General features: G+C 42.4%; 15 protein-coding genes, 1 tRNA gene and 1 pseudogene. 8 read left to right on the top strand and 9 right to left on the bottom strand.

Annotation, left to right across the window (positions count from 1 at the left end; all coding sequences use genetic code 11):
- From thrA to GJS45_RS03005, 3 genes are all read right to left on the bottom strand, one after another.
- Positions 1–2,448 carry a bifunctional aspartate kinase/homoserine dehydrogenase I gene (thrA, locus tag GJS45_RS03015; protein WP_162339994.1) on the bottom strand — a complete coding sequence of 816 codons (2,448 nt, stop codon included), beginning with the start codon at positions 2,446–2,448 and terminating at the stop codon, positions 1–3.
- 316 nt (positions 2,449–2,764) lie between these two features.
- On the bottom strand, positions 2,765–3,445 hold the full coding sequence (locus GJS45_RS03010; protein ID WP_162339993.1) for a GIN domain-containing protein: 681 nt from the start codon (positions 3,443–3,445) through the stop codon (positions 2,765–2,767).
- A gap of 19 nt (positions 3,446–3,464) precedes the next feature.
- Positions 3,465–4,145 (bottom strand): SDR family NAD(P)-dependent oxidoreductase, encoded by a 681-nt coding sequence (locus tag GJS45_RS03005; protein ID WP_162339992.1) that lies wholly within the window; start codon positions 4,143–4,145, stop codon positions 3,465–3,467.
- An 81-nt stretch (positions 4,146–4,226) separates the two neighbouring features.
- Between GJS45_RS03005 and GJS45_RS03000 the strand changes: the two genes are divergently transcribed.
- The 3 genes from GJS45_RS03000 to GJS45_RS02990 all read left to right on the top strand — a co-directional run bounded on the left by GJS45_RS03000 (position 4,227) and on the right by GJS45_RS02990 (position 6,443).
- Complete coding sequence (locus tag GJS45_RS03000; protein ID WP_162339991.1) at positions 4,227–5,111, top strand: mechanosensitive ion channel family protein; 885 nt, start codon at positions 4,227–4,229, stop codon at positions 5,109–5,111.
- Positions 5,098–5,436 carry an MGMT family protein gene (locus tag GJS45_RS02995; protein ID WP_162339990.1) on the top strand — a complete coding sequence of 113 codons (339 nt, stop codon included), beginning with the start codon at positions 5,098–5,100 and terminating at the stop codon, positions 5,434–5,436. The genes GJS45_RS03000 and GJS45_RS02995 overlap by 14 nt, the downstream gene beginning before the upstream one ends.
- A 317-nt stretch (positions 5,437–5,753) precedes the next feature.
- Positions 5,754–6,443 carry a sugar transferase gene (locus GJS45_RS02990; protein WP_162339989.1) on the top strand — a complete coding sequence of 230 codons (690 nt, stop codon included), beginning with the start codon at positions 5,754–5,756 and terminating at the stop codon, positions 6,441–6,443.
- A gap of 29 nt (positions 6,444–6,472) precedes the next feature.
- On the opposite strand, the gene GJS45_RS02985 is transcribed toward GJS45_RS02990, so the two are convergent.
- Positions 6,473–7,924, bottom strand: a complete 1,452-nt coding sequence (locus GJS45_RS02985; protein WP_162339988.1) for a sodium:solute symporter — start codon at positions 7,922–7,924, stop codon at positions 6,473–6,475.
- Positions 7,925–7,977: 53 nt separating this feature from the next.
- On the opposite strand from GJS45_RS02985, the gene GJS45_RS02980 reads away from it, so the two are divergent.
- The 3 genes from GJS45_RS02980 (at position 7,978) to GJS45_RS02970 (ending at position 9,013) form a co-directional block, all read left to right on the top strand.
- Positions 7,978–8,265, top strand: a complete 288-nt coding sequence (locus GJS45_RS02980) for an ATP-dependent Clp protease adaptor ClpS (protein WP_162339987.1) — start codon at positions 7,978–7,980, stop codon at positions 8,263–8,265.
- 11 nt (positions 8,266–8,276) lie between these two features.
- Positions 8,277–8,897 carry a recombination mediator RecR gene (recR, locus tag GJS45_RS02975; protein WP_162339986.1) on the top strand — a complete coding sequence of 207 codons (621 nt, stop codon included), beginning with the start codon at positions 8,277–8,279 and terminating at the stop codon, positions 8,895–8,897.
- A 42-nt stretch (positions 8,898–8,939) separates the two neighbouring features.
- Positions 8,940–9,013 (top strand) — tRNA-Ala (locus GJS45_RS02970).
- A gap of 221 nt (positions 9,014–9,234) precedes the next feature.
- Here the strand turns inward: GJS45_RS02970 and GJS45_RS02965 are convergent.
- The 5 genes from GJS45_RS02965 to GJS45_RS02945 all read right to left on the bottom strand — a co-directional run bounded on the left by GJS45_RS02965 (position 9,235) and on the right by GJS45_RS02945 (position 12,827).
- On the bottom strand, positions 9,235–9,645 hold the full coding sequence (locus GJS45_RS02965; protein WP_162339985.1) for an SDR family NAD(P)-dependent oxidoreductase: 411 nt from the start codon (positions 9,643–9,645) through the stop codon (positions 9,235–9,237).
- Between the two features lie 293 nt (positions 9,646–9,938).
- The gene (locus tag GJS45_RS02960) at positions 9,939–10,526 is read right to left on the bottom strand and encodes an OsmC family protein (RefSeq protein ID WP_162339984.1); all 588 of its coding nucleotides are present in this window, start codon (positions 10,524–10,526) and stop codon (positions 9,939–9,941) included.
- Between the two features lie 532 nt (positions 10,527–11,058).
- Positions 11,059–11,658: a GNAT family N-acetyltransferase gene (locus GJS45_RS02955; RefSeq protein ID WP_162339983.1), complete on the bottom strand. Its 600-nt coding sequence runs from the start codon at positions 11,656–11,658 to the stop codon at positions 11,059–11,061.
- 6 nt (positions 11,659–11,664) lie between these two features.
- Complete coding sequence (locus tag GJS45_RS02950) at positions 11,665–12,216, bottom strand: hypothetical protein (RefSeq protein ID WP_162339982.1); 552 nt, start codon at positions 12,214–12,216, stop codon at positions 11,665–11,667.
- Positions 12,216–12,827: a TetR/AcrR family transcriptional regulator gene (locus GJS45_RS02945; protein WP_162339981.1), complete on the bottom strand. Its 612-nt coding sequence runs from the start codon at positions 12,825–12,827 to the stop codon at positions 12,216–12,218. The genes GJS45_RS02950 and GJS45_RS02945 overlap by 1 nt, the downstream gene beginning before the upstream one ends.
- A 317-nt stretch (positions 12,828–13,144) precedes the next feature.
- Here GJS45_RS02945 and GJS45_RS24030 point away from each other — a divergent pair, with 317 nt between their 5' ends.
- Together GJS45_RS24030 and GJS45_RS24155 are read left to right on the top strand one after the other, a co-directional pair.
- Complete coding sequence (locus tag GJS45_RS24030; RefSeq protein WP_202928033.1) at positions 13,145–13,300, top strand: tyrosine-type recombinase/integrase; 156 nt, start codon at positions 13,145–13,147, stop codon at positions 13,298–13,300.
- A gap of 114 nt (positions 13,301–13,414) precedes the next feature.
- Positions 13,415–13,563, top strand: a pseudogene (locus GJS45_RS24155) (IS91 family transposase); the annotation flags it as partial.
- Positions 13,564–13,739 lie beyond the last annotated feature (176 nt).

Here is a 13,739-nt window from a genome sequence, read left to right as displayed (position 1 = left end):
TTATCTCGAATAATTTCCTAACCTGATGATGTCTGCAAATACGCCGGCTGCCGTAACATCTGCCCCGGCTCCCGGTCCCCTGATGATCATGGGGAACTCATGGTATCTCTCCGTGGTAAAAAGGATCATGTTGTCACTTCCTACCAGGGAATAAAATGGGTGGTTGCTAGCTACCGACTTTAATCCAACGGTTGCTTTTCCATTTTCAAGGACAGCCATGAAGCGGAGTTTTTCATTCTTCTGGTCCGCCTCTTCTAAAAGTTGCTTGAAATGCCCATCGTGTTCCTCTAATTTTTGTAGAAAAGCCTCCACCGATTCGATATTGGCACAATCTTCCGGAACCATACTTTGAACCGACACATCGTCAAAATGCAACTCCTGCTCTGCTTCTCTACCCAAAATAAGAATCTTTCGGGCCACGTCCATCCCACTCAAATCATCTCTGGGATCCGGTTCGGTATATCCTTTTTCTTTTGCCTGTGCCACCACCTTACTAAACGGAGTGCCTTTACTAAGCTCACTAAAGATGTAATTCATAGAACCACTTAGCACTCCTTCAATTCGGATCACCCTGTCTCCACTCAGGATCAGGTCATGCAGGGTATTGATGACCGGAAGTCCTGCCGCTACATTGGTTTCATAAAAGAACTTGATGTTTCGCTGATCGGAAAGCTTCTTCAGGGATTTATATTTTTCCAGCGTGCCGGAGTTGGCCCTTTTGTTTGGGGTCACAATGGCCACTTTCGACTCCAGCACCCGCTGATACGTGTCTGCTACTTCCTGGCTGGCAGTACAATCCACCAAAACAGAATTGGAAAAATTCATACTGTTCATCGTATTCAGGAATACCTGGAGATTCATGGGCAGATCTTTTTCAGAAGGTACGGGCAGGGTAGAAAGGTCAAAACCGTCTTCGTCGAAAGCCATAAAACGGGAATTGGCCAAGCCGTGGATTTTGATATCCAGCATGTTATCTTCCTGCAATTTGGCCAGTTGGCTATGGATCATTTTAATGAGTGTCTTCCCTATCAGCCCCACACCAATCAGGAATACGTGCAACACCTTATTGTCGGACAAGAAGAACGCCTCGTGAAGGGCATTAAGTCCTTTCTGGAGATCAGACTGTTTGATGACCGCCGAAATATTCAGTTCCGAACTACCCTGAGCAATGGCTGAAACGTTGATATTATTCCTTCCAAGTGCCTGAAATAACCTGCCGCTGGCCCCCGGGTGATGCTTCATGTTCTCTCCTACCACGGCTATTACAGCCATATTGGGCATAATTTGAACTTTATCCATCTCCCCGGCCAGGATTTCGTATTGAAATTCCTTTTCCAGCACCTCCCTAGCCAGGTCAGCATCGTCACTTTTTATGGCAATGCAAATACTGTGCTCCGAGGAGGCCTGACTGATTAGTACCACGTTTATCTGCGCTTGGGCGAGGGTTCCAAATACCCTGCTACTCACTCCCACGACTTCCACCAGCCCGGAGCCCTGCACATTCAATAAAGAGATGTGGCTTAACGAAGAAATCCCTTTGATCAATTTGGTGTTTTCGGAGGATTCGCAGATAAGCGTTCCTTCTACTTCCGGGTGAAAGGTGTTTTTAATATAAATAGGCACCTTTCGCTTCATGGCTGGCTGCATGGTAGCCGGAAAGACCACCTTCGCTCCAAAATGAGAGAGCTCCATCGCCTCGCTGTAGCTGAGCTGAGGTATGGTGATGGCGGAATACACCAATTTCGGGTCTGCGGTCATGACTCCGGTCACATCCGTCCAAATCTCCAGGCTATCTGCCTTTAAAGCAGCAGCAAAGATGGCCGCGGTATAGTCCGATCCACTTCTTCCCAGAGTGGTGGTTTCGCCCTTATTGGTGGAAGCCACGAATCCGGTGATTACCAGCAATCCCTTATTTTTGGAATAAAAATCGTATATCAATTGGTTGGTAGTCGGGAAAATTACCTTGGCATTTCCAAACCGATCATTGGTGCGGATCAGGTCCCTGGCATCCACAAAATGGGTGTCTAGATCAACTTCCTTTAGTGCCTCTGACAGAATGAAGGCCGAAATTCGCTCCCCAAAGCTTACTACATAGTCTGAGGTACGAGGCGAAAACTCTTTGATCAGAAAAATCCCATGATACAAATCTTCCAGTTCGTTAAACCGTATTTTTACATAGGTCAAAACGCTGGACTGCTTCTGTACAGGAATCAACTGCTTGACCAGTTGCAGGTGTCTTTTTTCCATTCCCCGAAGCAGTGGCTGGTAATCTGGGTCGTTTTGTCTGGCCAAATGGGCGCACATCAGCAGGTTTTCCGTTACCCCTCCAAAGGCAGAAAAAACAACGGCCAACTCTTCCTTTTGGGATGCATTTTTTATGATGGATAGCACGTTCTGTATGCTATCCAAATCAGCGATTGACGAACCTCCGAATTTTACTATTTTCATTGCTACTTTTTTCGGTTAAAATGTAAAAGAAAAGGTGGTGGAAGACCTTTTTGGGATTAGGGCACTATGGATCTGCACACGGGATTACCCCGTGATGGAAGTGGTGGTGGTACGGCTCAAAAAAATGCTGCAGCCAGCAAGCGGAACGGATCCGGTTGCCAAGGGATTGAAAATACTTCTAACTGCGAAAACCATGCGTTTTTGTTTGAAGGCACAATTCTAAGGACAAATTTTATATAACACAAGTTTTTTAGACTAGAAATGCCCATAGGTATATAGATAAAAAACCATTTGCAAATCAGGCGTTCATCCTGCGTTACCAATTTTCGATCGCACCACCAATACTCTCTTTGATGTCCAGCACGTTTGGATCTCCTTTATATTTAATCCGGCCCCGGGTAGCGGCTGATCCTTTGAGGGATTCCAACACTTCAAAAGAGCCCGATGCGTTGGTATTGGTGCGCACCTCCGCATTAGTGACCACCAGGCCTTCCCCATCTATTTCAGCATTGGTAAAGGCATTATAATCCAGATTGTTGGCGTTGCCTTTAACATACATCTTGGAATTTGTTTCTGCCCAGAGGTACAGGTCATCCGCATTTACTTCTGCCTCCAGATAGCCATTACTGGCGACCTGTAGGCGGATGGATTTCTGATCCAACACTCCTTTTATTAGGGCTTTGGCACCGGCATCCACTTCCACATCATCCAGTAGTTTATAGCTGATTACTACTTTTACAGCGCTGGATTTAGGATTGCTACCGGAAATGCTGACTGCCAATTTCCTTTTGTTTATTTCCGTCAGCACCTTTTCCGGTGCTATCCCGGATGCGGTGATGGTAATCTCATATTCATCTCCTGGCACGAGCTCCGCCTCAATGGAGTTACTCAGCACCAACTGATCAAATGCGTTTAGGGTTCTGGTTTCCGACACCGTTTGGGCTTCCGCCAGGAAACCGATCAGAACCAGTGAAACTACTGCTAGGAATCGTCGCATACTCATATCCATTTATTCGTTAATACACACCACCATATAATTTAAACGTCATGTTTCTCAGGGAAGCATTAGTAGCTGCGTAATGCATGGCTTCTGCTATTTCTGAGGGTTTAACCCACTGACCAAAATCGGATTTGGGCATGGACTCCCTGTTTTGCGGGGTATCGATGATACTGGGCACAAACACATGCGACCTCACCTTAAGGTCAGCTGTTTCATTGGCCGTAAACTCCGCCAGGTCAATAACCAACCCTTTACTTAGTGCATAGGCCAAAACGTCTTTCCCTTCGTCGGGCTGCAAGGCCGGTTTGGCACCAACAAAAAGAAAGGTGCCATTATTTGCTTTCTTCATTATGGGTAGAAAATATTTCACCATATTGAATGCACTGAAAAAATTTAGACGGATCATCCTATCCAAATCCTTCGTGCTGGTGGATTCGATTCCCCCCATGCCAAAACCGCCTACCAGCAAGGCTACGCATTCCAGGTCTCCATACTGCATCTGATATTCTTTGCTAAACGCTTCCACCGAAGGCTCATCGGTGACATCCACCTGGTAGGTATCGTCGGCATCCTCCACCTCATGTCCACTGTCCGGTTCAATGACAGCGATGACTTTAAACCCTTCTCGTTTGAACTTATTCACTACTGCCCCGCCTAAATTCCCTGCACTTCCCGTAATGATAATATTTCTATTCATGCTATTATTTAGTTTGGTTACAATCCGGTACTTTTGCATGACAAAAGCAAAACATAAAATTAAGATTTATTTTTAAGAAACATGGTCGAATTAGGAAAAAGCAAGTTAGAGGCAAATGAACGAAGAAGACGGGTTGTTTTTGTATTAAAAATTCTTGCCTACCTTATTTTAGCATTTCTCCGGGAGATCCTTGATTGGGAGGGAGACCCCCTGCTGCTCCGATTTTCTTCCATGATGGATGCCCTTGTCTTTCTTCTGGCAGGAAACATACTGATTTCCCTGGGAAGGCTATTCCTGGTTCGATTTTACCTGAGAAAAAAGAAATCGGAATCATTGCACTCTAACTTTGTATTGGGAATCAATCACATTGCCAACATGCTAAATGTGGTCTTTTTCCTGTTTGCCGTGATGATCTTTTTCCAAATTAAACCCATGGAGTTCCTCGGTAGCATCGCTCTGGTGGCTGCGGCTATTGCCATTCTATCCAAAGATTACATCACCAATATGTTCAACGGGCTGATCATCATGTTTTCAGACCAGATTACGCTGGGGGATTTTATCCAGATCGCCGAGCAAAAAGGAATCATCCAAGACATCACCTTACTGAATGTAGTACTAAATAATGACGACGGCGACCTGGTATTGATTCCTAATAGCCTGATCCTTTCCTCCCAGGTGGTGAATCACAGTCGCCAAAGCGTACGAAGACTCACCTTTGAGTTTGAAATGAGCAATCGCCCAAGCCTAAACGTGGACCGGACCGAAGAAAAACTTAGGCATACCCTAAAACCATTTCATCAGGAAATAAAAGCAAATGGACTGAACCTGAAGGTGCTTGATATCAGGAAGGACACTGTGAAATTAAAGTTGCAAATCCAATTAAACACCCCTTCCAAGCTGGCTGAAAAGAAAATCAGAAGACTTGTCAACCAAACCCTCATTGATTTGGAACATGAAGCAGGATAAGATCAACTTTTTTGACATGGTGTATCAGGTGGTAAAGCTGATTCCCGAAGGAAGGGTCAGTACCTATGGAGCCATTGCAGCCTATTTGGGTAGTAAAGGGAGTGCCCGCATGGTCGGCTGGGCCATGAATGCCTCCCATCAGCAGGAGAATATTCCCGCACACCGGGTGGTAAACCGATTTGGCATGTTAACGGGCAAAAACCATTTTCAAGACATTAACGCCATGCAACGGCTCCTGGAAAAAGAAGGGGTTGCGATCGAACAGGATCAGGTCAACGATTTTGAACGGGTTTTTTGGGATCCCGCCAAACACCTTATCCACTAAAGCAACGGTTTTACCTTTCCGACCGGTTATCGGAATGTCAGCTAAATAATTGCATTTTATACAGTGATTTTTAAAACAAATTATGAGGAGATCTGTTTTACAGAATATTTAAGCATACAGGTTTAAAATTAACGATTTATTAATTTTTTAGCCATAAATATTACCATTATCAAAAATTAGACTTGAAAATTAGGAAATTAAAACCCTTTAATTTAGTTTTGAAATGCATTTTTAAAAAGACAAAATCATAATATCGATTTTGTGGCATGATAATGGTTGGGAAGGAATTTACTCATTAAGAATCAAAACCAGCACGTATGGCCTCTACACTTACAGAGAGAAAACCACGAATTAAAACGATGTATGGAAAAGGAGGAATTCACCGCTCTTTTCCAGAGGTATTTTTCGATGAATCCCAGCAAGTTCTAAAAAGAACCTTCGACTTGTTTTTCAGCTTCGGCCTGGTTGTTTTTGTATTTTCCTGGTTGTTTCCGATCATTGGGATTATTATTAAAATCACTTCGGAAGGCCCGGTTATCTTTAAGCAGCTCCGGCACGGAAAGGACAACGTTCCCTTTTATTGTTATAAGTTCCGGACCATGTACATTAATGAACAAGCAGATACCCAACAAGCCACCAAGGACGATCCCCGGGTCACCTGGATAGGGAAATTTCTTCGCAAAACAAGCATGGACGAACTGCCTCAGTTTTTTAATGTAATCAAAGGCGACATGTCCATTGTCGGGCCAAGACCGCATGCCGTACCTATGAACTATAAATTCTCCGCCGAAATTGACAACTTCATGTTTCGCCATACGGTAAAGCCTGGAATTACCGGTCTGGCTCAAGCCAAAGGCTTTCGGGGAGAAACCAGGGATTTCTACGATATCTATTCCAGGTGTAAACTGGATATCTTTTATGTCAACAACTGGTCACCCCTGTTGGACCTGAAAATTATCATTTGGACGATTCTTTCGCTACTGTTGCATAAGGATCAGGCCTATTAATACCTTTACCGGTAGTTTGTTGTTCCGTCTCAGTGCACTTCTTTGCTCCTGACCATAAGCAGTCCCAGAAACATCAACGCTCCATTTAAAATAAGCAGTTCAAAACCGAATTGGTATCCTCCCAGCCACATTTCGGATTGAAAGGAAATCAGAAAGGAGATCAAGGGAGCCAGAATCGCCAGAAAGGGAACCCACTTATCCTTTACCTGAAATGAGGTAAATAATCCGAAGCTATAAAGTCCAAGCAAGGGCCCGTAGGTGTAGCCGGCTATGGTAAATACGGCGTTGATCACACTCTGATCATTGATCCAGCGGAAGGCCAGAATGACGAAAAACATAAGCAGTGTAAATCCCAAATGGACTTTTTTCCGAATACGGACAGCGGCGGCTCCTTCGTATTTTTTGTTTATTTCCAGAAAATCATAGCAAAATGACGTGGTCAGCGCTGTGAGGGTCGAGTCAGCGCTGCTGTACGCCGCCGCCGTTATCCCCAACACAAATACAATCCCGGTAAAAGTGGAAAAATAGGAAGTAGCCAGCAAAGGGTACAAGTCATCCGTCCGCTCCGGTAGCGAAATTTGATTCTCCGCTGCATAAAGGTAGAGCAGCACTCCCAAAACCAGAAAAACAAGGTTCACTACTACCAGGATATTGGTAAACCAAAACATGTTTTTCTGCGCGTCTTTCAGATTTCGGCAGGTAAGGTTTTTCTGCATCATGTCCTGATCCAGACCAGTCATGACGATTACAATAAATGCCCCGGAAAAAAACTGCTTGAAAAAATTCGTCCCTGACTTCCAATCCCAATCAAAGATCCGGGAATACGGCTGATCGGAAACCACTCCCACCAAATCTCCTATTCCCCCTATCCCCAGCTCCTGAGATACCAGCACCATGCTGACCACCACGGCCAGCAACATAAAAAGGGTCTGCAGCGTATCCGTCCAAACCACGGTTTTTATCCCCCCTCTGAAAGTATACAGCCAGATAAGCGAAACGGTAATCAATACGGAGCCCCAAAATGGGATGCCCCAACGGTCAAATAGTATCAACTGTAACACTCCGGCCACCAGAAATACACGAATGGAAGAGCCAAGCGTCCTGGAAAGGATAAAAAAGAAGGCTCCGGTCTTGTAAGACCAAAACCCAAAACGGCTCTCCAGGTATGAGTAGATGGAAACCAGATTTAACCGGTAATACAGAGGAAGCAATACCTTGGCAATAACCGCGTATCCGGCGGTGTAGCCCAGTACCAATTGGAAGTAGTAAAAATGGGTACTCCCCACCTCCCCCGGCACGGAAATAAAAGTCACTCCCGACAAAGAAGCTCCGATCATTCCAAAGGCCACCAAAAACCAGGGAGATTGCCTGTCACCGGTATAAAAGGTGTCTGCCGTTAATCTTCTGGAAGTAAGCCAGGAAATGAGGAACAACAACAAAAAATAGGACGTTATAACAATTAGTACTAAATTAGAATCCATATTGCATCAGGCTAAAGGCCGATAAAGTTGTGATTAATTATTAACTTTGCAAAATGAAACCTTTAGAACATTTAGTGGAAACCGAAGAAGAGTTACTGCTCGATGAGCAGGTAGACAAAGAGGAGCACGACCTGGTTGTTTTCAACGATGATTTCAATACGTTCGATCATGTGAGCAAAATTTTGATTAAGGTTTGCAAACACAGCCAGGAACAAGCTGAACAATGCACGATGATCATTCATTACAAAGGCAAGTGCTCCGTAAAGAAAGGCAGCATCGGAAAGTTAAAGCCTATGTGTGAATCTATCCTGGATGCGGGCATTCAGGCTACCATTGTCTAACGCCGCCTTTGGTGAATTTCCCTTCCAAATTAATAGAAGACGCGGTTACCGAAATCAGCAGGCTTCCGGGTATCGGTAAAAAAACGGCACTGCGCTTGACCCTACACCTTCTCAAACAGAAAGAACCCGTTACGCTGTCCCTGACAGACGCGCTTTTGAAGTTGCGTACCGACATCCGGTATTGTGCCATCTGCCACAATGTCTCCGACGGCGATACCTGTAGCATTTGCGAAGGTAATAAACGTGATAAAAGCTTGATTTGCGTAGTAGAAGACTTGCCGGACTTGCTGGCCATCGAAAACACGAATCAGTACACTGGACTTTACCATGTACTAGGCGGAGTGATCTCGCCCATACAGGGTATCGGACCCGAAGAAATCAATATCGAATCCCTACTCAAAAGAATTGACACTCCTCCTTCCGGACAGGCGGTGACGGAAGTGATACTAGCCCTTCCTGGCACGATGGAAGGGGATACCACCTCTTTTTACCTCACCCGAAAGCTGCAAAACAAAGGGATCCACATCAGTACCATTGCCCGGGGCATTCCCGTGGGCGGTGAACTGGAATACACGGACGAAGTCACGCTGGGAAGAAGCATCCTGACACGGATAAAATATTCCACAGAATAATTTGGCGAATAGATTTACCTATTTATATTTGCACTCCCATTCGGGGGATTAGCTCAGTTGGCTAGAGCGCTACACTGGCAGTGTAGAGGTCATCGGTTCGAATCCGTTATCCTCCACTTTATGCAATTTACAATGCCCTGCAACTGTCTCAGTTGCGGGGCTTTTTTTTTGCCATTTCTGATAGCCTATCGAAAAAAAACCTTTTGCTGATCAGAATGTGGAAGAAAGAACTTAATTTTTCACTTATTATAGAAAACCGTCAAAACTATATGGATGGTTTACTGAACGGAACGCGTTGATTTAATTAAGGTACTTCATCGTTAATTCCATGACTGCATCAATATTTTCTTTTTTTAATCAAATCCATAAGCAAATTAGTCAGCAATACCGGGCCAATGTGGTTGGTTGCCCAAATAGGCTCCATGCCATCAACCGATTTTTCAGGTCGCTTACGTGAAATATCAAAATCCGCTGCATTATGAATGAGGACATCAAGTTTCTCTTGGCTATTTTTTAATCCGTTTGCCGCATCCATTATTGATTTCTTTGATGAAAGGTCAATCTGTAATAATTCAACGTCCTTTTTACCCGATTTCTCTCTGATTTCTGCCAGGGCAACTTCTCCTCGTTCCAGATTCCTGACACCGACTATGACACGAAATCCAATTTGAGCCAACTGAATAGCCGCTTGCTTACCAATTCCGGAATTTCCTCCAGTTATCAAACATACCTTTTCAAACATCATCATTCGAATCTATACGGTGCAGTTGGCTTGAATCAATTTGCTCACGCTAAACCTATCATCCCATAAGGAAAAAGCCAAAGTACCCACATGAACCGGGCCCGGAGTTCGAACAAATAATCCACTTAAAAACGGCTACTTTTACCATCTCCCATTGCTCTAAAAATAAAAGGAAAAATCCATCTCCGCAAATTCCCGGCACATGCTCAACGGTTCATTTAAGTTGATCTGTACAAGGGTTCCACGCGGCATTCAGATCCGTCAGCATACTTGGTTATCAATACCAGTTTAAGAATGATTCACACTATTTTTAATGTTTTTGTTATAGGGATTCCCGGTTTTAACGTTTGATAAACCACGCAACTTCTTACGGCTGCACCAAATAATGAATTCAAAACCTTTTCTCCCGCATTTTTAGCACCTAATACTACCTCTAAGTTCATTTTCTGAAAACCTACCGGCACAGATTTGTCAAATCGTAATGTTCCCCGGACATCAACAGCGGCTTCAACCGACACTTTTGTTTGATCTAATTGTATTTCCAACCTATCTGCGATCATTCTTAAAGTACTTTCCAGGCAAACAGCTAATGCGGCACACAAAATGTCCCCGGGAGTGGCGTAATCATGATCTCCTCCAACAGCTCTATGAAGACCGGTTTTTAGGGGTACGTCGAGTTCATCATTCATCAAAACGTTAGAGTGGAAGGGATCTTCCAGGTTTTCACCATTAACTACTGCTGAATCCGTTATCAACGCTTCCCTAGGGTCATCGTCATAGATTGCTTTCAGTTTATTATGCCTCCTTACTACTTCAGAATTTCCACTTCGCAGTTTAAGTTTGTTAGCTAAATGTTTCGCTGTAAATTTAATATCATCGTTTTCCATTGAACATCTATTTTTAAATTATTAATATTCAATTATAAACAATATCTTTTTGCTTCTATTTGTACCAACGGTCTCGACTATAAGTAGTTGCGTCAGTTAGAACTTTCCCGGTTGATCAATACCGTTCTGCTCTCCATCCATAAATTCATCCTGTCTTTCAAATGGGTCGATGTAATGGAACTGAATAACCCTGCCCTTCCCTCACTCCTATCCTGTTACAGGACAATCCTTGTAAGGACGGGCACGTCCATCTACTGATTTTATAGGGATTCCCGAGTTCGGTAAATCAGCCCTGCCAGGGTTTTCTGCCGGACAACGGAACAGGCAACGCCCGCCTGAATGACTCCTCCCCTACGGATAGTAAACAGGTTTCCTCAGTATTCAACACTGTAATACATCCCTTTTCGGTTTTTGGCAGGGTGTGGCGGCTACGGAACCATTAACTTGTCGAAATGCACCGCACATATTTATGTCCAATCACCTTCGACAACCACTAAAACCCGCATGTACGATGCCATGAGTCGAGTTAGACTCATTTTTCATTGGTCATAATATGATATCTAACCGTTGATTCATTTCTTGTATCAATTAAACGATAGCCCATTTTATTAAAAATCTCAATGTTGTAATCCTTTGTAGTTTCTAACCATACAGAAGCATTTTTGCTGCTGGCTAAAGCATCTAAACTTTCAAACAATTTTTTTCCAATGCCTTTACCTCTGTGTTCCTGGTTCACAGCAATAAATTCCAAAATTAATTGATTCTTATCTGTAAACGTTTTTCTTCTGGAAAGATCATGCTTTGCAGATTGTCTAACGGTTTTAATTCCACAGGTCATAAAAACAGAATACGACCACTTCAATAATGACAAAATGGATGGTTTGTAAGAAGCATGTGTTACAATAGAAACCCCAACAAGTTCATCTCCCCAAAAAGCACCTTTTATGATTTGCTTATTATCGATTAGCATTTTCAGAGTCGCTTTAAACCAATGGTTTACTTTTTCAGTATAATTTGCGTCGTTCTCTTTAAAAAGCATCATGACACCTCGGTCTGAAACAAAATTCCTGGTAAGCAGCTCAGATGCTAGATATATATCTCTAGTTCCAATAATTTTGATATTTAGTTTCATAGGTGTTTAATGGCGTCTTATTCCGAATGCGATAAAAAGTTTAGTCATGTATAAAGGAAAAAACCACAACAATAGCGGATTGGATATTTCTAAAATCAAAATTGCCCCAATCCCAACTACCATAGAAAGTGCTGCACCCACTTTTTGACCTTCTTTGTTTCTAATTTCGTTTATTATTAAGGTTGACATAATGACGAAACAGGCCAAGCCAATTGTTTCTATAGAAAATAAATTTAAGGTGTAAAGAAAAATTGCAGCATGAAAAACGTGCGATAGAATAAACACTATTCTTAACTTGCTTTTACCTTCTCCGCCATAGTATGAATTTGTTCCCTTTGTAAAATTCGCAACAACACCTGCTCCAATATCAGCACTTATTGCGAGTAACAAAACAAGCTTCCAAATCGGGATATCTATATGGTTTTGCAGGTATAAAATATAAATACTCACGATAGATATCAGTCCACCCATATAGGTGAGTATAATATCAAATAAAGTAGTTGAATTCCCGTGAATGTCGTGTAGAAATTTTGGTGGTTTAATGGTTCTTGATATCATTATTCGTATTTATTTATTATATAATCTATTCTATCCTCTAAATTTTCAATATCAGGATTCAATACATAATCTATGGTAATTCCATCAATTGTTGCAAGAAGTAATTCGGCTTCAACTCTTGCTTTGTCCTTGTAGTTAACTTCTAATAATGATGAGAGTAATTCGATCAATTCTAATTTTTGCTTATTTAGCATTGTTGTTACTGAAACGGGTGTCTGTGGATGAATTAGCAAAAGAATTGACAAACGTACCATATCCTTATCTTTTATAAGACTCGTTTTTAGATTTTGAAGCAATGATGAAATAGAATGATTTTCAATTTGCATCATTTTCGCAGTCATTTCGGTTATTGTACTTTCAATAACGACCCTTAATAAATCCTCTTTGTTTTTAAAATGACTATAGGTTAATCCTTTCGATACGTTGGCGTGTTTTGCAATGGTATCTACAGAGGTTTCTGTAAAACCATTTTTTGCAAATAGATGCAAGGCTGATACTATTATTTTTTCTCTTTTCACCATACTGACTGACTGTTCAGTCAAAAATACAGAAAAAAAGATAGACTCAATTAAATTCTTCTTGAAATCACGATTTTTTAAAGTCCTTTCCATTTCATATGTTTATAATTGTCTTTAAGTGGCCATATGGAATCTCGCATGCTTTATAATCATCCCTCTGTGTGTCGCCTCCATCATGCTCGATTTCTTGTGATTATAATTTCGCAGCCTGATTCGGCTGCACTAAAATATTGTAAAGCATCTTCAAAACCCGTTATTGGCGAATTAAGTCCTTTTTCAATTGTTTGTTCATCTAGAGAACCTATTTCACTGATTATTTTAAATTTTCGTAGCTTTTCTCTCGCAATTAATATTTTTAGTAAAGACTAATTATACCCAACGGTCTGGTATAAGCGCAGTTACGGGTTAACATACTGTTAAAAGCACCAAAATTACTCAAACACCGTCTTATCCTGGCACTGCTCTATGGCTGTGGACTGCGCAATTTTGAATGCTGTAAACTCAAAATATCAGATATCGACCTGGACCGAAAAATGCACCATATCCGGGAAGAGGACCGATCGTGAAGAAACTGTACAGAGGACAGTTTTAGTAAGGGACCAGGATGTGGGGAGGGCCGAAAAGATCGGTATGTGCCTCTCTGCGATCTTCTGGCAAGAGGAATTAGAACTTATTTGGAGGTTCCTGCCGGTGGATGGCCCCCTTCCGGTAAATGGAAGGCTTCCCTTTCCAAAGGACGGTTGCTGTTTCCGGTAAAAAAATGGTTGCTGTTTTCAGGGCCAGAATGGTGCAAGCGTTAAGGGAAAAAAAGTTGATGGATCCGAAAACTGTACTTTTTTTCTGACGTTGCCGTCCATGGTCCTTCATTTTATATATTCAGTCGATTTACCAAAGGTTGACAAATTCCTGTTTATTCGCTTCTGTGCAACGCTTAGTTTAGGAAGCCTGGCATCGCAAAGGGTGGTATGATTTCATATACAGTATTACAGGCTTTATTAACTTAAG

It is taken from the genome of Cyclobacterium salsum, from assembly GCF_010119245.1.
GTDB lineage: Bacteria > Bacteroidota > Bacteroidia > Cytophagales > Cyclobacteriaceae > Cyclobacterium > Cyclobacterium salsum.
The sequence above is the reverse complement of the archived record's forward strand: the minus strand, read 5'-3'. Positions and strand labels throughout refer to the sequence as shown.